This window comes from Thermosipho sp. 1244 (genome assembly GCF_018588215.1).
Taxonomy (GTDB): domain Bacteria; phylum Thermotogota; class Thermotogae; order Thermotogales; family Fervidobacteriaceae; genus Thermosipho; species Thermosipho affectus.
In genome coordinates, this window is sequence record NZ_LNGA01000011.1 from 1 (window position 1) to 25,674 (window position 25,674).

The 25,674-nt window shown below is 29.0% G+C and carries 30 protein-coding genes and 1 pseudogene; 8 read left to right on the forward strand and 23 right to left on the reverse strand.

Features of this window, described 5'->3' with window-relative positions:
- Nucleotides 1-489: 489 nt before the first annotated feature.
- A complete protein-coding gene (locus AS157_RS01640; protein WP_077289157.1) occupies nt 490-1,032 on the reverse strand; it encodes a DUF7010 family protein in 543 nt (180 codons plus the stop codon).
- 609 nt (nt 1,033-1,641) lie between these two features.
- Between AS157_RS01640 and AS157_RS01645 the strand changes: the two genes are divergently transcribed.
- Entirely contained in the window at nt 1,642-1,899 is a 258-nt protein-coding gene (locus AS157_RS01645; protein WP_143611757.1) for a hypothetical protein, read from the forward strand.
- A gap of 116 nt (nt 1,900-2,015) precedes the next feature.
- Nucleotides 2,016-2,621, forward strand: a complete 606-nt coding sequence (locus tag AS157_RS01650; RefSeq protein WP_077289159.1) for a hypothetical protein — start codon at nt 2,016-2,018, stop codon at nt 2,619-2,621.
- A 292-nt stretch (nt 2,622-2,913) separates the two neighbouring features.
- Here the strand turns inward: AS157_RS01650 and AS157_RS01655 are convergent, their stop codons facing one another.
- From AS157_RS01655 to AS157_RS01700, 10 genes are all read right to left on the reverse strand, one after another.
- Complete coding sequence (locus AS157_RS01655) at nt 2,914-3,897, reverse strand: hypothetical protein (RefSeq protein ID WP_077289160.1); 984 nt, start codon at nt 3,895-3,897, stop codon at nt 2,914-2,916.
- Nucleotides 3,898-3,991: 94 nt separating this feature from the next.
- Nucleotides 3,992-4,666, reverse strand: a complete 675-nt coding sequence (locus tag AS157_RS01660; RefSeq protein WP_077289161.1) for a DUF2202 domain-containing protein — start codon at nt 4,664-4,666, stop codon at nt 3,992-3,994.
- A gap of 57 nt (nt 4,667-4,723) precedes the next feature.
- Nucleotides 4,724-4,870, reverse strand: coding sequence for a hypothetical protein (locus AS157_RS01665; protein WP_156033493.1), 147 nt, complete (start codon nt 4,868-4,870; stop codon nt 4,724-4,726).
- 175 nt (nt 4,871-5,045) lie between these two features.
- Nucleotides 5,046-5,576: a CRISPR-associated DxTHG motif protein gene (locus AS157_RS01670; protein ID WP_077289162.1), complete on the reverse strand. Its 531-nt coding sequence runs from the start codon at nt 5,574-5,576 to the stop codon at nt 5,046-5,048.
- Nucleotides 5,577-5,731: 155 nt separating this feature from the next.
- The gene (locus tag AS157_RS01675) at nt 5,732-6,061 is read right to left on the reverse strand and encodes a sigma factor (RefSeq protein WP_077289163.1); all 330 of its coding nucleotides are present in this window, start codon (nt 6,059-6,061) and stop codon (nt 5,732-5,734) included.
- Between the two features lie 110 nt (nt 6,062-6,171).
- On the reverse strand, nt 6,172-6,360 hold the full coding sequence (locus tag AS157_RS01680) for a hypothetical protein (RefSeq protein ID WP_077289164.1): 189 nt from the start codon (nt 6,358-6,360) through the stop codon (nt 6,172-6,174).
- Between the two features lie 13 nt (nt 6,361-6,373).
- Nucleotides 6,374-6,586, reverse strand: coding sequence for a DUF2922 domain-containing protein (locus AS157_RS01685; protein WP_077289165.1), 213 nt, complete (start codon nt 6,584-6,586; stop codon nt 6,374-6,376).
- Between the two features lie 41 nt (nt 6,587-6,627).
- Nucleotides 6,628-6,819, reverse strand: coding sequence for a DUF1659 domain-containing protein (locus tag AS157_RS01690; protein ID WP_077289166.1), 192 nt, complete (start codon nt 6,817-6,819; stop codon nt 6,628-6,630).
- An 873-nt stretch (nt 6,820-7,692) separates the two neighbouring features.
- On the reverse strand, nt 7,693-7,899 hold the full coding sequence (locus AS157_RS09685) for a hypothetical protein (protein WP_197023192.1): 207 nt from the start codon (nt 7,897-7,899) through the stop codon (nt 7,693-7,695).
- Nucleotides 7,866-8,669: an AAA family ATPase gene (locus AS157_RS01700; protein WP_077289168.1), complete on the reverse strand. Its 804-nt coding sequence runs from the start codon at nt 8,667-8,669 to the stop codon at nt 7,866-7,868. The genes AS157_RS09685 and AS157_RS01700 overlap by 34 nt, the downstream gene beginning before the upstream one ends.
- Before the next feature lie 280 nt (nt 8,670-8,949).
- On the opposite strand from AS157_RS01700, the gene AS157_RS01705 reads away from it, so the two are divergent.
- The 3 genes from AS157_RS01705 to AS157_RS01715 all read left to right on the forward strand — a co-directional run bounded on the left by AS157_RS01705 (nt 8,950) and on the right by AS157_RS01715 (nt 11,008).
- Entirely contained in the window at nt 8,950-9,132 is a 183-nt protein-coding gene (locus tag AS157_RS01705; protein ID WP_077289170.1) for a DUF2922 family protein, read from the forward strand.
- A gap of 240 nt (nt 9,133-9,372) precedes the next feature.
- Nucleotides 9,373-9,705, forward strand: a complete 333-nt coding sequence (locus AS157_RS01710; RefSeq protein WP_077289171.1) for a sigma factor — start codon at nt 9,373-9,375, stop codon at nt 9,703-9,705.
- Between the two features lie 220 nt (nt 9,706-9,925).
- On the forward strand, nt 9,926-11,008 hold the full coding sequence (locus tag AS157_RS01715; protein WP_077289172.1) for an MATE family efflux transporter: 1,083 nt from the start codon (nt 9,926-9,928) through the stop codon (nt 11,006-11,008).
- Here AS157_RS01715 and AS157_RS01720 read toward each other — a convergent pair.
- Nucleotides 10,982-12,376, reverse strand: a complete 1,395-nt coding sequence (locus AS157_RS01720; protein WP_077289173.1) for an ATP-binding protein — start codon at nt 12,374-12,376, stop codon at nt 10,982-10,984. The genes AS157_RS01715 and AS157_RS01720 overlap by 27 nt on opposite strands.
- Nucleotides 12,377-12,813: 437 nt before the next feature.
- On the opposite strand from AS157_RS01720, the gene AS157_RS01725 reads away from it, so the two are divergent.
- The 3 genes from AS157_RS01725 to AS157_RS01735 all read left to right on the forward strand — a co-directional run bounded on the left by AS157_RS01725 (nt 12,814) and on the right by AS157_RS01735 (nt 15,053).
- A complete protein-coding gene (locus tag AS157_RS01725; RefSeq protein WP_077289174.1) occupies nt 12,814-13,977 on the forward strand; it encodes a P-loop NTPase fold protein in 1,164 nt (387 codons plus the stop codon).
- A gap of 427 nt (nt 13,978-14,404) precedes the next feature.
- Nucleotides 14,405-14,707 carry a nucleotidyltransferase family protein gene (locus AS157_RS01730; RefSeq protein ID WP_077289175.1) on the forward strand — a complete coding sequence of 101 codons (303 nt, stop codon included), beginning with the start codon at nt 14,405-14,407 and terminating at the stop codon, nt 14,705-14,707.
- 28 nt (nt 14,708-14,735) lie between these two features.
- Nucleotides 14,736-15,053 carry a HepT-like ribonuclease domain-containing protein gene (locus tag AS157_RS01735; RefSeq protein ID WP_197023208.1) on the forward strand — a complete coding sequence of 106 codons (318 nt, stop codon included), beginning with the start codon at nt 14,736-14,738 and terminating at the stop codon, nt 15,051-15,053.
- Nucleotides 15,054-15,282: 229 nt separating this feature from the next.
- Here AS157_RS01735 and AS157_RS01740 read toward each other — a convergent pair whose 3' ends face one another.
- The 11 genes and pseudogenes from AS157_RS01740 to AS157_RS01790 form a co-directional block, all read right to left on the reverse strand.
- Complete coding sequence (locus AS157_RS01740; protein WP_197023194.1) at nt 15,283-16,323, reverse strand: type II TA system antitoxin MqsA family protein; 1,041 nt, start codon at nt 16,321-16,323, stop codon at nt 15,283-15,285.
- 1 nt (nt 16,324) lies between these two features.
- Nucleotides 16,325-16,657, reverse strand: coding sequence for a hypothetical protein (locus AS157_RS01745; RefSeq protein WP_077289177.1), 333 nt, complete (start codon nt 16,655-16,657; stop codon nt 16,325-16,327).
- 255 nt (nt 16,658-16,912) lie between these two features.
- A complete protein-coding gene (locus tag AS157_RS01750) occupies nt 16,913-17,590 on the reverse strand; it encodes an RES family NAD+ phosphorylase (protein ID WP_197023197.1) in 678 nt (225 codons plus the stop codon).
- Between the two features lie 23 nt (nt 17,591-17,613).
- A complete protein-coding gene (locus tag AS157_RS01755) occupies nt 17,614-18,153 on the reverse strand; it encodes a HEPN-associated N-terminal domain-containing protein (RefSeq protein WP_077289179.1) in 540 nt (179 codons plus the stop codon).
- 144 nt (nt 18,154-18,297) lie between these two features.
- A complete protein-coding gene (locus tag AS157_RS01760; protein WP_197023210.1) occupies nt 18,298-18,453 on the reverse strand; it encodes a hypothetical protein in 156 nt (51 codons plus the stop codon).
- Nucleotides 18,398-18,548 (reverse strand): annotated as a pseudogene (locus AS157_RS01765) (IS256 family transposase); the annotation flags it as partial. The gene AS157_RS01760 and the pseudogene AS157_RS01765, both read right to left, overlap by 56 nt.
- Nucleotides 18,549-19,184: 636 nt before the next feature.
- Nucleotides 19,185-19,835 carry a hypothetical protein gene (locus tag AS157_RS01770; RefSeq protein ID WP_077289180.1) on the reverse strand — a complete coding sequence of 217 codons (651 nt, stop codon included), beginning with the start codon at nt 19,833-19,835 and terminating at the stop codon, nt 19,185-19,187.
- Between the two features lie 132 nt (nt 19,836-19,967).
- On the reverse strand, nt 19,968-23,438 hold the full coding sequence (locus tag AS157_RS09690; RefSeq protein WP_077289181.1) for a hypothetical protein: 3,471 nt from the start codon (nt 23,436-23,438) through the stop codon (nt 19,968-19,970).
- A 539-nt stretch (nt 23,439-23,977) separates the two neighbouring features.
- A complete protein-coding gene (locus AS157_RS01780; RefSeq protein ID WP_077289182.1) occupies nt 23,978-24,748 on the reverse strand; it encodes a hypothetical protein in 771 nt (256 codons plus the stop codon).
- Between the two features lie 288 nt (nt 24,749-25,036).
- Nucleotides 25,037-25,219, reverse strand: coding sequence for a hypothetical protein (locus AS157_RS01785; protein WP_143611758.1), 183 nt, complete (start codon nt 25,217-25,219; stop codon nt 25,037-25,039).
- Nucleotides 25,220-25,339: 120 nt separating this feature from the next.
- Entirely contained in the window at nt 25,340-25,642 is a 303-nt protein-coding gene (locus tag AS157_RS01790; RefSeq protein ID WP_143611759.1) for a hypothetical protein, read from the reverse strand.
- Nucleotides 25,643-25,674: the final 32 nt, after the last annotated feature.

A 25,674-nucleotide genomic window follows, 5' to 3' on the forward strand; every position in this document is an offset into this window, starting at 1 on the left:
CGTATATATTCTAACACTTAATAACAGTATAGATAAAATAGGATATTTGATAATAGATAGAGATGTATAGTCTCAAAAAATATTATCATCTTCTTTTATTTAACTTCTTTAATTTATTTCTTCGATTGTAAAGCTTCATATTACCTCATCTATAATTAGATGGCAACCACCATAATGTTATACATAATAACGGTCAACAAACATATTAATTTTTGTAAATCTTATAGCACTATATTTTTAACTTCAAATATCTTAAAAGAATAAGTTTGATTTTAGAGCCATCAAACTTAAATAATACTTCTCAAGTCCATAAACAAAACTACTAGCCATTGCCAGAGGAATCTTTCTCCGTCATTTTGAGGGCGTAGGCTCCTTTGTTACTATGTTACTCAGAATGACAAAAAGAGGAAGTGTCATTCAAGATTCTTCAGCGCTTTACACCATTCAAATGACAAAAAATTTCAACACTTGCCAATCTCACTAATCTTTCTAAGCTTCTTTTTTCTTATAATCCTTATACAAAAGTATAACAAGAACAATTAAAAAAGCTATCATTAATGCAGGTACAACCCATAAAGTATCCAAAGTTAATTTAAGACTAACAAGTAAAATTGATACTGACATAAAAACTGACATCACCATAAAAATTTTAGTGCCATAATACCAACCATATGGAAAAAAGTGTGCGCTCGTTATCATGGCAAGAAAAATTATCATTTCTTCGGGACTTTTTATCATAGCCCATATCACTATTGGATAATATATAAGCTGTGCTATGTTTAAATAAAATCCCAAAATAGAAAGAGGATTATCGTCTATCTTCCATTGTGCCTTAAAGATTTTCGAAAAAAACATTGCAAGCGGAAATAACAAAGCCGTAGACCATAAAATCAATGAATTCTTTGTTTCTAATGAAAATGGGGATAACAATATAACAAGCATAACTCCCCAAACCACAGAAGCAGATAATAAAAACGCTATCCCATTTTTACACTTTACAGACAACTCTTCTTTCCAAACCTTTAAATCCATCATGAATCCCCCTCACCACTATTTGTTATATATTTCACATAGAAAATAAAATATCACACACATTTTAACATATCATTATAAGATCGTCAATTAAAGTTAGAATTCTCTTAAAAAATAAGAAACAAGTATTATAAAAAGCGTATTCAATGGGATGTCATCTAAAATCCTTTGAGCATATGCACTCAAAATGATTAAAAAGTTCAATACTTGCCAATCTTTCCAACTCTTTTTTCATTATTTTCTGAACATATTCATTAACTATTATCATCTGGAATATTCCAATAAATCTAAATATAACTTTTCATTCTTGATATAATTTAGGTATTAAATAATGTTGTTTGTTTAAATACAGAAGAAATTATTCAAATCTTAAAAACTATACACAAAAAAATAAATAGCGGTAAGCTTTCAGATTATTGGGATAACTTTAAACCACTTTCCATAGCTTTTTATGACAATTCATATGTATACATAATAGGTTTTGACAATCCTCCTAAAAACTTTATAGAAGAACAAGGGATTTTCATAGGAAAATGGAATGAAAACTTTGTAGGAAATACTGCTATCAATTTCAACGGAAAATATATGGGAATATGGAATATCTCAACAATGGATAAGCTCGAAACATTTCCATTTTTTTATTCGAAAATAGTACACGAACTCTTCCATGGTTTTCAATTTCTAAATAAAGATAAAAGATTTGCAAATGAATTTCTTGCCTTTCAATATCCATTCACCTTGGAAAACATTGCCCTGAGAATCTTAGAAAGAAAATACCTTTTAAAAAGTGTTTTTGAAACAAATAAACAATTAAAAACAAAATATGTGAAAAAATTCATATCCTTTAAGAAAAAAGACGACACTTAATAAATAACTTCCTAGATTACGAGCTTGAATTAGAAAGTACAGAGGGAACTGCAACGTATGTAGAATATAGAGCATTATTAGATGAAAGCAAGTTTCCAAAAAGCTTCTTAATTTCATTGTTTGATGAAGATTTAATAAAAATTAAAGATTTAAAAAACTTTAGAGCCAGTTGTTACTCAACAGGCATGTACACCTCACTCCTCCTTGATCAAATAACTACCAATTGGAAAATAAACTATACAACCTCAAAAAAATATCTTTATAACTTTTTGCTTGATATTGTAAAATATCAACCATCTGACTTAAAAGATTTACTTGCATATGAACAAACTAAAAAACTAGCGCAAATACTAATACAAAAATGTCGAAATGACATAACCAAAGCACTCGAAACGTTTGAAAAAAACAACGGCTACAAAATAGTGTTAGAAGGAGAATTTAATCTATCGGGATTTGATCCCATGAACATTCTCAAAAAAGATAATTTGCTGCTACACAAAACATTCTTGAAAATTAAATTTAAAGAGAAAGAGTTGTTTATAAAAGGTCCTGCTGTATCTAAAATGGATAATAATGTATGGAAATACAAAAAAATTATTTTCTTTTCAAATCAAAAACCAAAAATTGTAAGAGGAAATACGATTGAAATTGACGATGTAATTAAAATAGAAGGCACACTGTATGAAAACAAAGCAGGATTTTTTCATAAAAATAGTGTATAGACAATGGCAAGGTTTTACGTAAAAAGAGAGCACGTAGTGCAAAGGGAGCTTACACACTCGAAAAAACATTCAAGATTCTTTGTGCATATACACTCAGAATGACAAAAATCCAATACTTGTCTTGTTAAATACCATCTACTTTTCCCATATGGATGGTTTATTTGAAAAAGTGAACTTATCTATATTATTTTGTCTTATTTAAACTTTCTACATTATTTTCATAATATTTGTGCAGATTAACAACTAACTTCCTACTTCTATAAAAATATATAACAGTATCTACTTTACTACCCTACACTAAACTTTCCATAGCTATTTCTAACATTTCTTTTGCAGAATACTTCCCCGTGTCATATAATTCTCCATAAATTCTTAAATACTTATCCGATTTAAATTGAATTAAATCATAAGTAAGCTCTTTTGCGAGTACCATAGTATTGTAAAATTGTGCCAAACATTCATATGCCATATAAAACTGTTGAAAATGCTTTACCTCAGCTTGGGTTTGCAATCTATCATTGGAAATAAATTTTTTTATCATAGGAAGGCTCAAATCTATCAATATATGAGTACCAACCTCATGACTTATAAAATCAAGCAACCAATCTAACCTGGAACCAGAATAAAAAACATTTCTGTCATACCCTAAGGAATTAGCATTTGGACCATTTTCTATGGAAAATACAAAAACTATCTGATATTCTTCAAACTTAAAATCAATCCCAGTTACCTCTTCCCAAGACCTGATAAGATCCAACTTTTCCAACTCTTGATTTACAACTTTTGCTTTTTCCTCAATGTTTCTACTCACATCTGGCCACACCATCGATTCATAAGACGAGAAATTTTCCTTATAAATTTTTCCCACTTTTTCAATAAAATCTGCTTTATCTTCTATATTCTTAAACCACTCATCATTTATTTCTGGAAACCAAAACCTTCTCTTTTTAACATAATCAGCATACTCTCTTAAAAAATCCTCTTTTGTTCTTCTCTTTAAAGCCTTTAGCAATAAATAAAAATACTTTTGCAGCTTTTCTTCTGAGTCAAGATTGAGGTATGCTGGAAAAAAAATTAATGGATCTACAAGCTCTGAGGCAGTCCCATTTTGAAAACTAAGCATCTCTCTATTCATTTTAAGAAACTCAAGGTCCTCTTTTCTCAAAAAACAAGAATAGTCTTTAGTATAATCATTTTGAAAATTTACACCAGAAGCCGCAAGAACATGAAATATATAATTTACCCCCTTTTCAACTGTTGCAACCACTTTCTTCAAAAAATCACTCCCTCCCAAATAACCTGCCATAATCTTCACAGCTTGTATACAGTCGTTACACTAGTCACAGAAGGTAATATTCTAGATGCTAAATTTATTTTACCGGTCCCCTTTCAATAGATGTAGAAATTATTTCTTCAAACTCTTCTTTTGTTATATGTTGTGGTGTGTAATCTCCTCCTATATTCTTGAGATTTCTGTAAAAAGACCTCATGTGATTCCTTGAACCTTTCATTAAATTGCTATATACAGCTTTTATATCTTCGTTGTCAGCCTTTTGAATCCAAGATTGAAGATCAGCTATATCAAGGTCCTCTATTATCATCCCCACTATTAAAGCATCCTTGTAGGATTTTGAACCAATCTCAATAAGTTCATTATAAAGCTCCTGGATTTCTTGATTTACAAATTTTCCTTCTACATCTTCTTTCACGGGATCATCTATATTGTATTTGTCAAGTAATATCTTTACAGTATCCATATGTGTTTGCTCAGATTTTGATATATTCAAAAATATCTGTACTTTCCAAAGTTCATAAAGCTTGAAATACACATCTCTTGCAAGTTTTTCTTCCTCTCTCATAATCAAAAGCCCACTTATTTCATCTGATGAAAGTGCTTGTTTCGGCATAGAAATAAGCTGATCTTTTACAGAAACAAAATCAAAACCAGCATTCATTCCATTATTTAAAGGCACGTTAGGCCCAGCTGCCATGAATAAAACCAAAACAATCCCCAAAAATATTACCACACTAAGTTTTTTCAACATATTATCACCTCCTAGATAAATAATACACAAACAATCTTAGAATAATCTTAAAATACATTATTTTTTATCTATTTCCAAAATCTTTCCCACTACATATGGATTTTTCCTTTGTCCATCAATTGAACGTTTATCTGCTGTTATCACATACGAAATTTTTCTTCCAAATTTCAATTTATGTGAAACTTCTTTTACAATATACCCCAAAAGAGTTGTTCCACCTGTTAAGTTAACTACAATACTTCCAAAGTCTTTCAGAAATTCTTTTGCTTTATCAATTACACTTTTAAGCTCATCAATCCCCTCAAATGGATCATCTATTAAAATCTTTTCACATTCTCCTCTAAAATTTGCCTTTTACTTAATTTCATCTAAAAGCTTTTCACATTCCCTTGAGGTTATTACTACAAGTTTTTCTGCACTGTATTTTTTTAACACAGTAAAAAGCGCTCCTTTCGTTGTACCAATTTGATTTTTCTTCTTTAATTTTTACTTTAATCAAACTTGCTAAAGTCTTTGTATAACCATATTCTTTAAACAACTTTGCCGCATACAACCATTCTGTAAATTCTAAAACCTCTACTTTATTTAAAGCCCTTGTTTCATCTTTATCTTTATAATATTCCCCATACCAAATTCCTGTAATTTTTGAATTTTTCGCCTCTTTTAAATACATAGCCGCTACAAGTAAAACCATTGGAAACCATCTAAATGCATGGGTAATATCTATTTCAACTTCATCATTTTCGTCTATACCCCTTAAAATCTCTTTCAAAAAATCTTTTATTGATATTTCTTCTGATATATCAATTACATCATATGATATGTTTTTTCTCTTCAATTTAAGCTTTGTATATTTTATCCAATTTTCACTATCTTTTGCATCTTTAGTTAAAAAGAAGATAATTTCCAAATTTTTCGAATCTTTTTTTAATACTCAAAAAGCGCTAATGGAAAAATTCTCTGTCTTACTTGAATTTTCGCCATATCTTCCCGTACCCAAAAATGTTAAAAGTTTTTTCATAAAATCCCCCTATATCTTTTTATAAGGAATTATACCATTTTTTATTATTCATATTCTCCTTGCATCTCTTTAAAAATTTTGCTTTTTTCATCATCTCCTGAAATATAATCCATCTTTAATGGTGTAAATGGGGTTTCTTTGCAATATGGTGGTTTTCTTTTATATTTTAATATCGAAATCAACTTATTTTTCACAAAATTTAATACAAACATCCTTTCATTTCCCCTTCCATCAAACTTTTTTAGCGCGCATAGTAATATATACCATATAGTTTGTTTTAAGTCTTCATATGACTCACATTTATAACCATACCTTTTAAAATACCTCCCTGCTATCATATCGACCTCTTTTTTATACTTTTCATATACATCCATTAAAAACCCTCCCACCGAAAATTAAGAATATATAAGAATATATACATAAGTATACCATGTATACCAAAAAAACAGGAGGGGATAATCCCCTCCTGCAAAATGTTATTTAATCAAAATAAAATACCAGAGAGATAATCTATCGCAGGAGATAAAATCAAGTGTAGCATTTCCCTTGGTATATCAATGTTCAAATCATCAAATATGTTATCAACAAGTTCGATAACTTCTTTCTTTTTGTTTTCACCATCTCCTGGTCTTTCTACAAGAATCATAAAAAGTTTAACCACATCCCACAGCATACAATTCACCTACTTACTGAATTAAATCAAGAACAACGTTTGTGGTTGTTTCAATAACGCGTGCTTCATCAAATACGTATCCTGCTGGAACAAGTCCGTTGTCTATTAAACTTTGTGCGTCTTGTTCTAATTCAGTGGAATCAATATTGTCTATTGGTTCTGGGATATTGATCCTTAAACTTTTTCCTTCTGCTTCATTTCTATAAACCAAACTCAACCTTTTCATCCTTATCCCCCCTTATTTATTTTTTCATTCAAATATCATTATTACTCAACTATCTCATAAGTAACAACCATAGCAATATCTACGGAATAATTTGTGTATTTGTCAATAATCTGGACAATAGCATTTGCCTTAACAACATCAACAGTATCTTCAACATTTAATGTTTGTCTTTTAAAAACTGGTTCTCCATTTTCATCTGTGCCTGTAAGATACTTAACAGAAAGTTTTTTCATATCATTACAACCTCCTTTGATTTTTTTGCACGTTGGCCGGCCACGTACATATAAATATATCTACTCAAGATAGTCTTCTTAACAGTATTGTATACAAACGTATAGATATTGTTACATAAAAATTTTTGTAGTGTTCTATCAAATGTACGAATGATCAAGAAAGGGAATGGGGAAGACCAGAGAAATGGTATTTAAGCTCAAATAGATTTGACAACATGAAATCTGTTGTTGACTTTACTGAAATATGAAAAACATTCAACAATAACAATAACTAATACTCCGTTCTTATAATAAAGCGATATACTTGTTTTTCCTATACTATATCAAACAATATTAAATAGATTATTGCATCATTCTTACGTAATTTTAATCAAAGGAAAAATTTGAATTTTTCTCTAATTCTTCTAAAACTACAAGTAAATCTTTACCATCTCTATTTTCAACATATATCAAAAGTATAATCACGTACCATATTATTTATTCTATCCATTAAATGAACTAGTTCTTTATCTGGAATACTACCTATTTCCTTTGTTCAATCTTTTATTACAAAAATTACAATTCCATATGAACCAATTGCAAATGCAACAACAGTTTTTAAAAATGACTCTTTATTTTTACTAGAAAGTTTTTCTTTAAACTCAAGATTTTTATTTTCACATTTCTTAATTTCATTAAGTATTATTCAATCACCTTAGAGTCCAAAAATAAATTTGAAAACTTGGCATAATTCTTTTCTAATTTATAAATCTCTTTGTTCATTCTCGAAAGTAGTTTTTTTTAGTTTCTTTTATTACCCAAATATGATTCTTTTGAAAAATATCATCTTTATTTATTAAAGTTTTTATTTCAAAAATTTTTCAAGTTCAATAATTAATTTATAAACAAAGGTTTTGTATTACCTTGCTTTTTGTGCTTATTTTCCATACTTTTTGCATTTTCAATAGCTACATATTTTTTATCAACAATTCTATAATAAACATCACCAAAATTTTTCCTGTATACAGGAAATCTATCTTTTAGTTTTTTTATACAATCTTTAGTTGTTAATGGTGTATTATAATAATCAAAATGCAACAAAAACCAATATTCAAAGCAAAGAACTCGACTACTGCTTTTAATAACGTGGGATGAAGCTGGGTATCTAATTCATCTATAAACAATATTTTTCCCTCTTTTAATGCATAAATAATTTCACCAATTATATTGAAAAGTTTTTTTGTTCCAGCAGATTCTTCTTCTTCAAAATTAAATTTTTCTACATCAATAACATTTCCATTTTCATCGTATACATTATGATATGTATAAAGTTTTACATTAAATAACTTATCTGGTTCTCCAATATTAGCATCTACAATCGTATTTTTTACCAAATCAGGCAACTTCGATATATCTATTTCACTTTTTGTATATTCGAAATCTACTATATCAAAGTCTGCCTTTTTTAAAAAACTAAGTATTTCTTCCTTTGTAATTTTTCTTTTTTCAAATAAATTTAGAGTTTGAGCCGGAGAAGAAAAATAAGGAAATTCCCACATTATAACGTTAATCTTTTTGAAAAAACTAACTATTTGTCTTGCAAGCTTACTATTCCATTGAGCAAGAGAAGAAAGAAAAAGTGTGTTTTCACTTGTTTTCTCTTCCACACATTTTGCTTCAGAAAAATTCCCTCTTTCTATCTTTTGGTCTATTCTTTCAAATATTTTAGCTTCTTTTAATCTTTTGTTTTCAAGATTTGCGCGAAACAACCATTCGCTTTTAATTTTTTTACCATCAACTTCAAATCCATATCTATATATGAAATTTCCATTGATAAACCTACTCTCAAATATAGTATATAGTTTAGGAATAGAAGAAGTATCACCTGGGACAGTTTTTGTACATTTTTATTTTCCCTTCTTTATGCATTTTTATCTTGACTTTTACATTCGAAAGACAATCCAAGATTTTTCGCACATATCGTTCAGAATGACAAAAAACTTCAATCTCTCCAACCTCGCTAACACTTGCCAACCTTGCTAATCTATCCAACCTATCCAATCTCTCCAACACTTGCTAATATTGTCATTCCGAGCACATGCGAGGAATCTTATTTAAAAAAACAATAAAAATAAATAAGGGGGGATAAGGATGAAAAGGTTGAGTTTGGTTTATAGAAATGAAACAGAAGGAAAAAGTTTAAGGATCAATATCCCAGAACCAATAGAAAATATTGATTCCACTGAATTAGAACAAGACGCACAAAGTTTAATAGACAACGGACTTGTTCCAGCAGGGTACGTATTTATGGAGAAAATAAAAAGAAAGAAGTAACAAACTTAATAGACGAAATATTTGACGACTTAAACATCAATATTCCAAGAGAAATGCTTTATGCTATTTTATCTCCTGCGATAGATTATCTTACAAGTGTGCTGTTTTAATTGAATAAAGTTTTGCAGGAGGGGATTATCCCCTCATGTTTTTTTGGTATGCGTGGTATATTTATGTGTATATCTATGTATATTAATCTGTATGGTATATGCTTTTCATATTTTACCGGTGGTGTCATGGATGGAGATATATAAGAAATATAAAAAAGACGTTGAAATGGTGGCGGGAAGATATTTCAAACGATATGGTTATAAATGTGACTCTTATGAAGACTTAAAACAAACTATATGGTATATATTACTATGCGCAATAGAAAAATTTGATAGAAGGGGAAATGAAAGAATGTTTGTATTGAATTTTGTAAAAAATAAATTGATTTCAATTGTAAAATACAACAGAAAATCACCATATTGCAAAGAAACTCCATTTACGCCATTAAAAATGGAATATATCTCAGGAGATGATGAAAACAACTGTGCATTCAAAGAATTCCAAGGAGAATACATAGTATAAAACACATTATTAGCATAGTTAATGGGAGTGACATCTTCTCTTTTCTGTCATTCTAAACGAATTGAAGGGAATGTCATCCTGAGGAGTGTAACGACGAAGGATCTTAGATTCCTCAAGATGACATTTCCAAATTTTTGTTAATCTTGACAATTGTTTTCCATAATTTTTTGTGATAAAATTAGTTTCAAATGCGAACTGTTTACATTGGGGGTAAAACGTAATGGGTGTATATCGAAAAATATTCAAAATAGCATTGCCAATAGCTCTTCAGCAATTTCTTTTTACAAGTGTAAACTTTGTTGACACGGTAATGATAGGTAGACTGGGAGAAATTCCAATAGCTGCTGTAGGGCTTTCAAATCAGTTCTTCTTTTTGTACAATCTTGTATTATTTGGACTTGTATCCGGAGGAGCTATCTTTTTTGCACAATTTTGGGGAAAGAGAGACGAAGATGGCTTGGCACGTTCTTCTGCCATCACAGTTATCTCAGCTCTTGCTTTTTCGTTTATATTTTTTGTATTAAGTTTTTTTACCCCACAATTTGTAATGAGATTTTATTCTCCAGATCCTGAAGTAATAGCAGTTGGTATTACGTATTTAAAAATAGTTTCCTTTTCTTATCCCATATTTGCAGTAAGCATGGTATTTTCATTTGCCCTTAGAAGCGTTGAAAAGGCAATTGTTCCAATGTATACAACAATAGTGGAACTATTGTCCAACGTGTTTTTTAACTATGTACTAATATTTGGAAAACTTGGTTTTCCAAAATTAGGAGTAGAAGGTGCCGCGTGGGGAACACTTATTGCAAGAGTTATAGGTCTTACATCCCTTTTAATTATTATTGAGGTAAAAAGATTACCAGGTCGCTTTAATTTATACCACGTACAAGGATTTGCCTATTCATTTACCTTCTCTGTTGCATCTGCTGCGTCAGTTATAGTTGGAAACATCCTTGGGGCTTCAGAATATGAAAAAGCCTATGAAGTTTCTAAAAAAATTCTGAAGCTTGCAGAATTAGTAGCTGTAATTTCTGGAATAATTACTATCCTTGTTACTTTCTATGCAGTAAACCTATTTGATGTATCAAATGAGATTAAAAACTTGGTGAAAGTTACTATGATTATTTCCATGGGATTTATACCAATAAAAGTTTTCAACGGTGTGAATATAGTAGGTTTTTTAAGAGCAGGGGGCGATACTAGATTTTCATTTGCCATTGAAGCTTCAACGCTATGGTTATTGGGAGTCCCAATTGCAGTTCTTTCAGGCCCTGTTCTAAAAAAGATTAATCAAATCATTTAAACTAAACAATAGGATATTTCCACTAACCTTTGAAAAATTAACAACTTCATCTGTAAAACCATTTTTTGAAAAAAATACGTAAAATTTGTTTTTAAAATCAAACAAGACACTTTTGTCTATCATCTTTTTTACAATAGTCATATCAACCAAACCATTTTTCCATTTGCATTCTCCAAAAAGTATATTTTCTTTATCATAAGCAACTATATCTATTTCCTCTTCTTGCTTTTTTATAGGATTATTTCCCCACCATTTTCCTATTCTTTCAAAAACAAATGGTAATTTTCCATTTTTATTCATCTTTTTTAGATATTCAAAGGCTATATCCTCAAATACAACCCCCAAATAATCATTTATAAACGGTTTAATCTTTTTTTCTAACACGGTATCCGACAATCCTTGATCAATTAATTCCCTATTTTCAAAGACAAATCTGTACCAAAATCTGAAAAAATTGTCTTTAATTTTAAAAATGCTGCTTCTTCCAGTTTTGCCTATTGGTTCTGGTTTGATTTTTTCAACTATTTTCAAATTAATTAGCGTATCTATATATTTCGAAACCTTGGCATTATTAACTTTTATTTTTGTAGCAATTTCATTTAATTTTGTTCTTCCAGTCGCAAGTGCTTCTAAAATAGAATTGTACAACATTGGCTCTCTTAACTCTTCACGCAATAAAAATCTTGGCTCTTCGTATAAATAAGACAACTTATTTAAAATTTTTTGTTTTACATTTTCAAAAACATCCAAATTTTCATCAAAAGTTATTAGATATTGAGGTGTTCCACCTAAAATTCCATACACACTAACTTGACGTTTCAAATCATACTTTAGAAAGAACTTTCTACTATCAAAAAAATTAAATGTTGTGATTTCAAATTGTGCGGTTCTCCTACCATACAATGGACTTTCATATCCTAAAACCTCTTTTTCCATAAAACTAACATACGAACCACAGATAATCAAAAATAATTTAGTATTTTTTAAATGATGATCTATCAATTTTTGTAAAATCGATGGTATACTTTTGTTGGAATTCACAAGATATTGAAATTCATCTATTACAACAACCAGCCTTTTTTCCTTTGACCTTTCACCTAAAAAATTAAATGCCTCTTCCCATGTTCTAAAACTACTTAAACCATTTAAATGAAAATATGAAAAAACTTCTTTTGAAAACTTCTCTAAAGATATACTGTCTACAGATTCATCAGCTACATAAAAAATACAAGGTTTTTCCTTGCAAAACTCTAAAAGTAAAGTAGTTTTTCCAACTCGTCTTCGACCATATACAACAACAAATTGAAATTTATCATCTTTGTATAATTCATTCAAACTTTTCAGTTCTCTTTCTCTGCCTATGAACATATTGTCACCCCATCTATATACTTATAAGTTACTAACTTATAAGTAAGTAACTTGTGAGTTAGTAATATTATACCATAAAATAACATCAAAAATACAAATAAAAATTAAAACTCCTACTTTGTCATTCTGAGCATATGCGAAAGGTATGCCATCCTGAGGAACAAAGCGTCGAATGGGATGTCATCCTGAACGCATGTGAAGGATCTTATACATTCGAAAAATCATTCAAGATTCTTCGTCACTTCGTTCCTCAGAATGACAAAAAGCTCCAACTCTCTCCAACCTTTCCAACCTTGCTAATCTCGCTAATTCTTATAGGAATTGTCATTTGTTTTTTTGTCACAACTGTCACAATTTGTAGACAGTTGTCACATAAGTCACAATTTGTGCTATAATATTTTTAAACGGTAAATAAGTTTTTCAATGGCGGTGAGATAGTGAATGAAAATGAAATAAGAGAAATCCTTCAAGCGCTTTATGATACTCCCTTATCTTCAAAAAATCTGCTTGTTAATAGGGATGAAGAAATAAACTCCCTTAACGCTATATGTTTTTATCAACCAAAAGGGGTGTATGGTCTTTGCGGTGAGACTGGTGTGGGAAAAACAACAATACTGAACTTTATCGAACCTGGTGTGGGAAAAAGAGTTTACGTAAGGCTTACAGAAAAAGAAAGTAAAGAAATAATAATTGGTGATATGCTGTACAAACTTGCCAAAGAGATAGAAAAGCATGAAGAAAAAGGCAAGCTTTTAACTACTGCAAAAAAATCAATAGAGTTTATTATTGAGGAAAGAAGCGAGACCAGGTCTATAGGAGCAAGTGGGGGAATTTTTGTTAGTGGAAACTTCTCAAAAACTACTACTCACACAAGAAAATTTAATATCTATCATGCTTATGAGTTGTTAGATGATATTCTCAACTTATTAATTGAGAAATATAACAGAATAATATTACTTATAGACGAACTTGACAAAGAAAAAAAAGAAGAAGTATTAATAATTTTAGATTCATTAAAAAACATATTCGATAAACAGGGATTGATAGTAATACTATCTCTCCCATTTGCTATATATAGAGAATATGCAAAAGACAGATTAAGATGGAACGAATCTGGTAATCTGGAAAATATTTTAAAAGACACTTATTTTTTAGAACCTCTTAGCAATGAACAAATACAAGAAGTAATCTTAAAAAGGCTAAGAAAATATCCTGACTTTTTAGATAGCGATGCTTTATACGAAATAGCAAGATATAGTGATGGAAACCCAAGGGATGCTTTATGGATCTCTCAGCAAATAGTTTTAAACAACCTTCACAAGAAAAGAATAACAGGCAATATCGCTGTAAAAACCATTAAAAAAATCACAAAAAAATATTTTGAAAATTCATTACAACTTACAGACCTTCAAGAGGCAGTGCTAAACACCATAACCCAATATAGCAACAGAAATATAATTGTGAAAAAGCTGGAGGAAAAGGGTATAAAAAGACAAACAGCGTATACCTATATAAATCGTCTAAAAGAAAATGGATTAATCATTGAAAGGAATGGACAACTAAAAGTTTCCGGTAAAATATTTTATATAATATCCAAGTAGTATTCAAATAATCTGTCACAACTGTCACAATTTGTAGACAATTGTCACATAAGTCACAGATAAGATTCTTCACCCGCTTGCTACTCAAAAAGACAAAAAGCCTCTTAGATTCCTCACCCTTGCAGGTTCGGAATGACAAAAAAGGATTGTCATCCTGAGGAGTGTAACGACGAAGGATCTTACACATTCGAAAAATCATTCAAGATTCTTCGTCGCTATCGCTCCTCAGAATGACAAAAAAGCTCCAACTCTCTCAAACCTTTCCAACCTTGCTAACCTCTCCAATCTATCCAACCTCTCCAACACTCTCCAATCTTGCCAATCTTTCCAATCCTTGTATCCCACTAATCTTGTTAATTATAGCAGTAAGAATGCTATAATATATTTAGTAGAAAAAGTTAAAAAATTGATAAAGGAGGTCTCAAATGTGAACAGGCAAGAAATTTTAGAAGAACTCAAAAAACATAAAAAAGCTCTTGAAAATTTTGGAGTAAAGAAAATAGGAATTTTTGGTTCATATGCAAGAAATGAAGCAACAAAAAAAAGCGATGTAGATATAATTATAGAATTTGAAGAGGGAAAAGCAACTTTTGACAATGTTGCTGGTGTTGTAGATTTTCTTGAAGAGTTATTAGAAGCTCCTGTTGACTTACTCACACCGGCAGGTATAGAATCTATAAGGATAAAAAAAGTAAGAGAAACTATAAAAAAGGAGATTGTATATGCATAAGTAGAGTGATAAAGAATACTTACTTGACATATACGAAGCTTGTAATCGAATTCTTAGATATATTCAAAATATTGACAAGTCAGCATTTATGACAAATGAGGAAAAACAAGACGCTGTTGTGCACAACCTTGAAATCATAGGAGAAGCTGTTAAAAAACTTTCTGAACAATTGAAAAACAAATATCCAGAAATTCATTGGAGAAATATTTCAAGGACACGTGATAAGTTAATTCATCATTATTTTGGGATCGACTATGATATAGTATGGGATATAATTGCAAACGATATACCAAAATTAAAAGCACAGATTGAACAAATTATCGAGGGACTTCCTAACTACTTTTAACCTTGTAACGGTAATTCATATAAGCTATATTTTTTCGCTCGTTTTGTCATCCCGAGCGCATGTGAAGGATCTTACACATTCGAAAAATCATTCAAGATTCTTCGTCACTATCGCTCCTCAGAATGACAAAAAGCATCCAACACTCGTTAACCCTGCTAACCTCGCCCACACTGTCATCCTGAGGAGTGTGTAGATGATAGAATACAAATGAACGAAAAAAGCAAAAGTTTCAAGTAGATAATCTTATTATACTATTAGGTAATCCTACCATCCATCGCTTATCTTTGTGAGTTAAATCAATTAATTCGGATGTTTTCATTTGTCCATATTTTTCTATAATAGCCTTAATAAATTCTTTCTCATCTGAATCCAAATATTCTTCATACGAAAGTTTTTTAAGATATAGCAACGTTATAATATCACTGTCATATGAAGGATTTTTAACAATTTTATCTTCACACCCAATAACATTTGCATATATTAATAACTCAATAAAATCTTCATAGTAATTTGGTACAGGCCCCATTCGTAACCTTGCAAAAGCCAATCCTGTTAATGGCGCATTATATTTGTCCCAATAACCACTTTCAACAAACCATATCAATTTTAGGAATTTGGTCTTACTTACAAACTTTATTCCTAATTTGTTTAAGAAATATAATATCATACCCGAAACAGCATACAATTTCTTAAAATTTATATTCATAGATGAATTTCTTTTTTGAAACTCTTTTTCTAACTTTTCAAGAGTTTTGTCAGCATTATTGTCCAATTGTACCTGTAACAACTTTTCTAACGTATAAATTACTTTCTCGTATTCATTTTTTGATATATTCAATTTATCTTTTCTTGATTTTAGAATCATTAAAAAATTCTCTGGATTACTTACACTTTTAATTAAATTACTTATAGATTTTGTAGGCAGAGAGCCTCTTTCATAACGTTCAATGGTGGCTTTACCTATTCCAAGAATTTTAGCAAATAGCTCCTGACTTAACCCATATTTTTCTCTTATTTTTTTAATTTCTTCAGGTAAAACCAGCCCATGCTTTCGTACATATTTTCTATAAAGCGCCTTTAAATTTTCATTTTCTAAATATGGCTCAAACAATTCATTGCCGCATATTTTGCAAATAGCGATTCTGGCTTCTATTTCTATTTTGTCTCCCCTAATATTGTGCTCTTCCTTTTTTGTTTTTATTTTGTAGTCAACCAGGTCATCACATTTCTCACAATATAACTTTTTTGTAGGCGATACAATTTTTATCACACTACTCACCTCTTTCCTCATGGAACGAAAGAATAATAAAATAATTAGCTTCCGTTTTCTTCTTTATTTTTACGTACACTAACAAATGTTCAAATGGCATTTTAAATATGTACACAATACCCGAATCATAATTGGGATTGTTATCTGGTTCAGGTCCTTTAAATAAATGCAAAGGAGATAAATTTTCATACAGATAATTCACAACATCTTCAACTGTCCAACCTATTTGCATTATGAAGTCCAGATTTTTCTTCCTATTAACAAAATAATAATTTCCTGATACACATGCTTTTTTAAATTCTTTAATAAACAACTCCAGTCCAAGTTCTCCCACTTCATCCCTCCTAATTATACCATCAATTGATGGTATAAATCAATAAATATTTTTTTAACCCAGCATAATTAAACCTCTTTGTAAATAACTTCATTACGATGAAAAACAGTTGTCGTTTTAACTCTTTTTAATGAGTTTGATATTTTTTTGTCGTTTGTAGCTAAACGTTGGCAGAGACAAAAGAAATGGTATTTTGGGAGTTTTACTTGAAGGTTCTTATTTTACAAAACATTTTCTACTGCAATTTCTTTCATCTCACTTAATACAAGGTGTTTTCTCATCAAGTATTTGGATAGATTCATAACTATAGTTAACATCTTTTATTTTGTAAGCATATAAATATTTCAAACATAAGTAATGTTCAAAATACTCTATCTCACTATCTTTAGGTCCAAAAAATAAAACATAATTATAATACCCATCGTTTAAAGAGCTTTGATATTTTATTCCTTTATAACCAAGCTTTCTAATATACTCTGATAATACCTGTGTTGGTACATATTCTATCTCGTCGTTTTCATCTGGTATCATTGGTTTACTAATTTCTTCAGAAAATCTGTTTACAAAGTGTTTTGTAAGCATTCTTGTGTCGTGATCATAATTTTCACAAAATATGCTTTTTATAGGATTTCCAGTTAAATCTAATATCTTTATATCCTTTGTTAACTCAAATACACCAACTATAACTTTGTCGAAAAATTGCGGATCAATTTCTTTAAAACATGTTTCTTCATCTTCTGACAAATACATATATGATATACCAGCTGGACTAAACCTATTGTTTCTTGTTCTTTTTACAGGTGCTGGACCGATTCCATCCGGTCTTTTCAAGTTTTCTAAAGAATTATTATAAATTCTAGCCCTAAATAATCTTGTGCCCTTTTGAAGATTACTACTTAGCTTCCTGAATATAAATTTTAGTTTTTCTAACAATTCTTCTCTCTTTTTACCTTTACCTATATCAAAAAATCTATATCTATACTTAGTAACTTTCTTAAACTCATCCCATGTATAATATAATTTTTTACTTTTGCTTCACCCAAATAATATAATTCATCTTTTAACATCCAGTTTTGACTTTCAATATCAAAGTATAAATCGTCAGCTCCTCTGATCTTTTCACGAAAACTTGGTTTAACAGAATCCATTAATTTTTGTAAAAATTCTTTTGCTTTAGACTCACTAAATTCATTAGAAAATATTTCTTCCTCATAATACAAAATATCAAACATAGATTCTCCAAGGTTTGTACCTGTAACAGGATCCGCATACCTTTTTTCCTCAGAATCCCAAAACCCTTCATTTTCAATATTGTCATACGCTTTTCTAAAACCCTGTATAATAAATTCAGCCACAGATTTAAAGTTCATAACAAAAACATTATCTCTACCACACACGTCACAACTTCCTTCAACAGTGTTTTTTCTCACAAATTTTTTAATATACTCATCTTTAAAACATTCTTCACAGCAATATTTGTTGCTTTTTAAATTCATCTTTTCACCTCTAATTTGAATATAAATTATAATAAAAAACATCAAAGATTTGAATTTAAAAGGTTTTTGTCAAGAAAATGCTGTAAAAATAACCCTGCACCCCAAAATAGACCAATAGCCCATATCCAAGTGTCTTCTTTAAAGTTACCATTCTTTCTTAATATCAAGTAAGATTGCCACAGTTAACTTTAAAAATGTCCCATCATTTGGAAAAGCTCCTACTACTTTAGTTTGCCTTATCTTTTCTTCTATTTCTTGCTCTTTCGTAATAGTCTGCTCCTGCCTGCAAATATGCTTCATATTCCATAACTGTGTTCAAAAACCAGGTTAGAAGATTTCTCGTTCACTTTTCATTTTCTGTAAAAAAATTGTAGTATAATATCTTTGATTTCCATGGCTCTGTATCCCTCCTTTGTAAAAGGTTATCTTATTTATCTATTTTAGGATACAGGACCTTTCTTATTTTTATACCGTTTATTTTACACTGTAGATAATTATGTTTTGTATCTTTTTGATGTGTAAAAGTTCCCATATATTTTTCATTCAACAGAATTGCATATGAAACGTTTACCGTCCATTTGTTGCCTCTATGAGTTCGACGTCTTTACTATTTAAAGTATCATCTATTTTTCTCGAAAAAGCACCTTTATTCATATTCTCAGCTTCATTATACTAAATTGATTCAAAAAAACTAAAAAATATCGTAAACTACATAAACATTTACCCACATATGTTGCAAATACTTCAAAGTCTCTTAACTGATATCTCCTCGTCTGCGTGTTATTTCTCTTACTGCTAAAACGCCTGCACACTATGCACAAAAACAACGTACGCAAAATCTGACTTACAATCTCTTTCAAAGTTCTTAAAAACAGTGCAATCTTGTTTTTGACCTTTATATATTCTTTCATAATTATAAAACTTCTGTCTTTACTTATTTAAACTGATATCTACGTTTCAATCACTGAGTTAACTTCTTTTATCGCTGCTGCTCAACTGTCCTCGTTATAATTGTCCAGCTTAATTATTACTTAATAGCTCATCAGATAAATAAAACTAATTCCCAACAAAATGAACAAAAAGCCATAAAGTATTCCAAGTGAAAGTGTATAATCATCTATCCATTTTTCAAAATCATTTTTCGATAAATTTACTGAGCGAATAGCATTCTCAAGGCCTACTAAATTAAATGTTGCTTCATATCCTGAAGCAGATATAACTAGTTTCTTGCTTTTAAATAAATTCATGACAAAACTCTTTTTAGTATTTGTTAAAAAAAGGTTTGGATAAACTATTGTTGATTCGTCTATGGCGTACCATTCTGCTGAAATAGTTTTCTGTGCATCGAATTTGTATTTACAATAGACTTTAGCTATCGAATAAGTCCTTCCAGAAATTGCAGTACTACCTATTGTATAAAATGCTTGCGTTTCATTATACATCCTTAGACTTGTTCCCTTCCAAAAGACAAGCACTGTTATATCTTTTATTTTGTTCTCCTCATTTAAGGTTACCGCAAGTAGTAGTGTAGGTTTAAACAAAGTTTCATATTTAACTGCTACAGCAATGTTCTTTAGGATTACTACATTTTCAAGTTCTGTATTTGCTCTATAAACAATCCACTCAGCAAAAAATGTTGAAGTTACAATCAATAATAAAATGAGAGACAAAATTTTCTTCATAATTTTCCCCCCTCCAATTATTGCAAAGTTGAGTAATATTCCAGTAGTTATTTTCGATAAGTTTTTGTATTGTTTCACTAAAAATTTTACTAAAAATATTTGAACACATAGAATTATCTTATAACGCGGCTTTTAATATAAATCATAAATAGTTAACCAAATATAATTCTTTATTAATTGTGGTTTGTTTAAATCACTTATATCAAAAATAATTAATCCATCATCTCCATTTGCAATATATAAACAATTTCTTATTGTTGCAAATTTGCTTTTCAGATATTCAATATTAAGATTAGGAAGAAATTTTCGTTTTATCTCAAACATATTTTTTGGATCACTTATATCATAAATTTTCAAATGTGCCTCTAAATATAAATCGTCATTCGATAGGTAATTAGTGAATATCATAAACATTTTGTCATCGAAAATGTACACATTTCTTGGTTGTTCATTTAATCCATATTCTTTTATTTTAATTGGATTTTGAGAATTTGAAAAATTATAAACTATTAGCTTTTTAAAACTTGTCAAATATAAATAATTTTTATATATAAGCATTTCATATATATAAAAGTCGAAATCCAACTGATTTACTAAAATTGGTAAATAAGGAATTGATATATCATATATTAAAAGTTTACTTTTATTAAAAGTTTCTCTTTGTTTTACAAACATGTAATTACCTATTACATCGAAATTACTTACATCATCAATTTTTAATTCTGTTACTTTATTTATATTATATGGATTGGAAATATTTAAAACAACAATGCTTTTTGATTTACTATCTAATAGTAATGCATATTTCTTGTATATTAATCCCTTTATATAATAATCATTAAAAGTTGAAAAACGTCCTAATAATTTTAAATTTAATTCTTCTTCGTTTTCTAATTTAAAAATTTCAAAAGAAAAAGTTCCAATTAAATAAACATAATTTCCTTTTACAATTATTTCTTTTGCATCAAAGTAAGTTTTAAATTTTTTAACAAGCTTCGGATCAGTTGGAATAGTAGAATCAAATAGTAAAATTCCTTCTTTATCTGCTGCCATTAACATATAATTATCATTAATCTTAGCGATATCATTTGCATATCCACTAAATGTGTCATAATTAGCCAATAATTTTGGAAAATATGGTTCCTCTATATCTACTACATAAAGACCTTTTTGTCTACTTGACAAAAACGCATAATTATCAATGACTAAAATTTTTTCAACATCTTCTAGTTTATCGACTCGAGCAACTTCAAAATAATCAAAATTACCATAGTCATCATTTATTTTATAAATTTTAAATCCTCCGTAACCCAATGCAACAAAGGCATATTCTTCTTTAAATTCTATGTCATAGCCTTTAAGATATCCTACATTTTTAATATTGCTAAAATCAGAAAAATCTATTATAGAATATTTATCATAATCACTTTGAATAAATAAATAATTTTTAAATATTTGAATATCCGGAAATATTATTGAATCTAATTCAAACTTATATTCATTAATTAATTTCAAATCATTAGAATCGCTAAATTTATAAAACAATAACTCAAGGTTATCTAAATCTTGTTTTAAAAGAATCATATAATTATCATCAATTATTTTAAAATTCTCTACCAAAGCAAATTGTTCTAATTTACTTAGCGAATACATTTTAATAATATTTAGATCGTTTGTATCTTTTATATCCATAACTAATAATTTTCTGTCAATATCATTTAAAATGTATAAGTAATCACCCTTGATTTCTAGAATATCAGCTCTAAAACTGAAGTATCTAAATACTTCAGGATTTGATGGATCACTAACATCCATCAAAGTTAATCCTTTTTCTCCATGAGCAATAAATAAAATATCCTTTTTTATCGCAAGATCACTAATATTTTTAAAATAAGATATAGTATTCACTAATATAGGCTTTTGAAGGTTCGATACATCAAATAAATAAATTCCTTCCGCACCTTTTGCCACTAACAAATTGTTTCTTTCACTTAATTTATTTATGGTTTCTGATTTTACAAATGTATTATCATTATTATTGTCATAAGAAACTATCTTTAAATTGTCAATGTATACCTTATCGGAAATATCATCTGTAAAAGTTGTAATTGTAAAATAGTTTAATTTTTTTACATTTGTACTGCCTTCTCCTACTTTTGTATCATTTATGTATACTTCATAAACTCCACTTCTTTCTAAATCAAATTCCATTCTAATCTTATACCATTCATTTGGCCGTACTTTTTTTAACTTAATTAAATGCTCATCTGAGTTGGTTGAATATGAGTATAAATAATTCCCTTCAGTTGAATAATAGTTAACCCCAACATAAGGGCCTATATTTTCCCATCTGTATTTTCCATTTTTGTCCATTTCCCAAAATCTTAGTCCAAAATTAACTACTGGGTTATTTATTTCAGGAATATAAAATTCAAATTCCAAATACCCTTTACTAATATTTATATCTCTTGCGTATATTTTAGTATACCCATCATAAGTAGGATCGAAAAATTCTAACACTTTTCCATGTGATTTAAAATCTATCACTCTTGCATATGAAGTAGATGAAGAAACATATGTTCCCCATATTGGATTCGGCTTTGAATTTACTGGATAAGATTCAAAATTATCGTAAACAACAGTTGATTCAGATGATTTTATTGTAAAACTCCACACATCACCACTACTTATTCCTCCTCTACTATCTTTTGCTACTACTTTCCAATAGTAAGTTGTATTAAACTCTAAATCATTCAATTGATAACTCGTCGATGAATAATTGCTCTCTATAAGAGGAGGAATTGGACTCCTTCCAAAATATATTTCATATGTCAATTTATCACCGTCAGGATCACTGCATTTCCATTCTAAAATTGGATTTGTGTCTGTTATATTAACACCGTTATCTGGAAAAATTAGAATTGGAGTATATGGTTTCAAGTTACTTATTTTTGTTGTAAAACTCCATATAGGACTTTCTACTTCTCCGCCTTTTCCATCTCTAGCTATCACTTTCCAATAATATGTTGTGCCTTCTTTTAACGTTGGAAGTTCATAGTAATTTTTGAAATAATTGCTAACTAGCTTCTCTAAATTGCTTATTTGTTCCCCAAAGTATATGTCGTATGTTAATTTATCCCCATCAGGATCACTGCATTCCCATTCTAATCTTGCATTTTGAATATCTACAAACCCTTTGTTAATAGGTGTTTTATTTATTGGTGGTTTTGGGAAAGAAGTGGTCTTAAATTTCCATATTGGACTTTCAGTTATTCCTCCATTTTTATCTCTCGCAATTATTTTCCAATAATATGTCGTATTGGGCTTTAAACCTGTCAAATTATATTGATATACTTTTATATCTTTCGCTATTAATGGTGGTTGAACTTCTTCTCCAAAATAAAGATCAAAAAATATTTCATCTTTATCCTCATCATATGCAAACCATTTTAATACTGGAGATAACTCAATGTTAGAAGCATTGTCTTCGGGATAAGGTTCATTTAATACAACAGGTGGCATATTTGTTTCATCACATGAAGATAACAAAATGATAATAATTACACCGATAACCAAATAATAAAATTTGATTTTTTTAAACACTTCTCTTACCCCCTAAAATAAGTTTTATATCGTCAATATAAAATTGAATAAAATAATTAGTAACCATAAATATTCAGAATTTGTTAAATTTTTAAATTTGTATTATTTGCCTGAATCTTCTTACCTTTTAATTCTATATGCTTTGCTTGATTAATTGCGGATCAGTTCGTGTATCTTTTAATTAAATTTTTCCTATTTCAATAACCAATAATATTATTATTTCAATAAAGTTTCAACAACTTTTTCAATAACTTTTTCTTCAATAACCCTAAAACTTGCAAACACTGTTGACACTTTAGTTTTCGCTTGTGCTTTCCAATATATAGGCTTCCGTATATAAATTCTTCGTCGCTTACGCTCCTTGGAGTAACATAAAGGCTTTTATTCTCTACCACAGTAAAATTAATAATTTTTCAAGTCATAATAACTACAAACACATTCCTCAAAATCACTAATAAAATAGATAGAAGATTCTTTCATAACTATTCTTTTCTCGTTTAAATAACACTATTTCTTTTGTAATTTAAACAACAAGCTATTTAATCTTTAACTTTATCAAATAAACATATGGAAAATTCTTCTTCCAATCTTTTAAAAACATCAGGTAATTTTTTTAAGGTATTTATTGAATTATTATATATTTTTATGTTATACCTATTTTTTCCAAAATCTCTTATTCTTACTCTATTATTACCACCGTTTTTTTCTATATATTGTATGTGAATATGATTTCTATAGTTTCGTAATGAGTCTAATTCATTATGAAATTTTTTGTTTATCAATCCAGCATTTAATAGAAAATCTATTCCCTCTTTAAACTTAACAAATCGCTTTTTATCATATATCTTTTTTAGATTCTTCTTTAAACTTTTATTTTTATATATTGATTTTTTAATTTTAGAATCACATTTTGCTTGCTTGGTACATTCATAACATTCGTTTATAACCTCTTCTACCATTCCCGCTATATAAGCTTCTATTACAGTAACAACACTTATAATGGCATTTTTCCTAAAAATCGAGCCAATCGATAAACCATTATTTCCCAAATTTGTTCTGTTAAAAATATAGTTTAAAAAATCTGTATACTGAATAGCATAAGCTATATTCCTTGCCAGCGTCTTGTCATTAAAAAAATATAACTTATATCTTTCATATATATCTTTAATTTTTCTAAAGTATCCCCTTGGAAAACTTAATTTATATGGTATTCTTACCAAGTCTTCTGGTACATTAAATCCTTCACTTTTGATAACATCTTCTATTTCTTGCAATATTTTTTCAACTTGTTTTAATTTTTGTTCTATCACTGCCTCATTTTTTAACTCATTAACCTTTATTGATATCCCCCCATTTTAAATAACTTTTTATTATTTTCTACAATATTATCGTCTTTACTAAGTTAACATTTCAGTTAATATCTTCTTTTTTTGTATATTTTTACAGCTTCATAAAAAGGTAAATAAAACTGTGAAATTATAGCTTCTTTGTTCGCAAACCTTCTTTAAATCGTTTCATGTTCACCAACAGGTCTCGATATCAAGCTTGAAGTAATTTTGTAATCATATTCACTATTTGACATGTAACTCCCTCCTTTATTAATTCTCTATAACATACTCCTCCCAAAAACGTATAGAAACAGTTTTATCATAATACGCCAAAATTATCGAGGTATCTAGATATTGCATATCTCCACTTGCCCACAACGAAATCCAATATTTATTGTTTATATTCCAATCGATTCTTATTTCTACAATTCCTCCAGTAATATATTTCCACATTTCCTCATCATTCAAATTTAAACTTTTTTCAAATGCTTTTTTATTACCTTCAAATGATATCTTTCCTGTTCCATATTTTTGTTCAATTTCATGCTTCAGTTGGTTAAAAAATTGATTTATCTAAGAAATCTCATAATTTCTAAAATTAATTCCATAAATCCCAACTATTAACACATCATCATAGAAGTCATACATTACAACTCCTTCTTTTTCAAAAATGTTTTTGATGTAAACCAATCGTGCATACTTTCCCTTTTTATCAAAATACTTCGGTTCTCCTTTTGTTTCATAAACTTCATTTAAAGTAGTTTCAGATAATACAAACTCTCCAAATTTCAAAGATGAAGAAGTTTGTAAATTAACCTTTTCCTCCTTTTTAAAACTTGAGAAAAAGCTAACTATTTTGTTATAAATAAATTTCACTTCCCCAGCATATTTGGGAAACATTACCATAT

What these genes read in the sequence shown, in the direction of transcription:
- AS157_RS01720 (WP_077289173.1), bottom strand. Translation starts at nt 12,376, where the DNA reads ATGTTCATAGGCAGAGAAAGAGAACTGAAAAGTTTGAATGAATTATAC.
- AS157_RS01705 (WP_077289170.1), top strand. Translation starts at nt 8,950, where the DNA reads ATGAAAAGGTTGAGTTTGGTTTATAGAAATGAAACAGAAGGAAAAAGT.
- AS157_RS01760 (WP_197023210.1), bottom strand. Translation starts at nt 18,453, where the DNA reads ATGAAGCATATTTGCAGGCAGGAGCAGACTATTACGAAAGAGCAAGAA.
- AS157_RS01755 (WP_077289179.1), bottom strand. Translation starts at nt 18,153, where the DNA reads ATGAATTTAAAAAGCAACAAATATTGCTGTGAAGAATGTTTTAAAGAT.
- AS157_RS01660 (WP_077289161.1), bottom strand. Translation starts at nt 4,666, where the DNA reads ATGTTGAAAAAACTTAGTGTGGTAATATTTTTGGGGATTGTTTTGGTT.
- AS157_RS01680 (WP_077289164.1), bottom strand. Translation starts at nt 6,360, where the DNA reads ATGCTGTGGGATGTGGTTAAACTTTTTATGATTCTTGTAGAAAGACCA.
- AS157_RS01770 (WP_077289180.1), bottom strand. Translation starts at nt 19,835, where the DNA reads ATGAAGAAAATTTTGTCTCTCATTTTATTATTGATTGTAACTTCAACA.
- AS157_RS01690 (WP_077289166.1), bottom strand. Translation starts at nt 6,819, where the DNA reads ATGAAAAAACTTTCTGTTAAGTATCTTACAGGCACAGATGAAAATGGA.
- AS157_RS01785 (WP_143611758.1), bottom strand. Translation starts at nt 25,219, where the DNA reads ATGTGGAAATATATTACTGGAGGAATTGTAGAAATAAGAATCGATTGG.
- AS157_RS01685 (WP_077289165.1), bottom strand. Translation starts at nt 6,586, where the DNA reads ATGAAAAGGTTGAGTTTGGTTTATAGAAATGAAGCAGAAGGAAAAAGT.
- AS157_RS01715 (WP_077289172.1), top strand. Translation starts at nt 9,926, where the DNA reads ATGGGTGTATATCGAAAAATATTCAAAATAGCATTGCCAATAGCTCTT.
- AS157_RS01710 (WP_077289171.1), top strand. Translation starts at nt 9,373, where the DNA reads ATGGAGATATATAAGAAATATAAAAAAGACGTTGAAATGGTGGCGGGA.
- AS157_RS01640 (WP_077289157.1), bottom strand. Translation starts at nt 1,032, where the DNA reads ATGGATTTAAAGGTTTGGAAAGAAGAGTTGTCTGTAAAGTGTAAAAAT.
- AS157_RS01645 (WP_143611757.1), top strand. Translation starts at nt 1,642, where the DNA reads ATGGATAAGCTCGAAACATTTCCATTTTTTTATTCGAAAATAGTACAC.
- AS157_RS01675 (WP_077289163.1), bottom strand. Translation starts at nt 6,061, where the DNA reads ATGGATGTATATGAAAAGTATAAAAAAGAGGTCGATATGATAGCAGGG.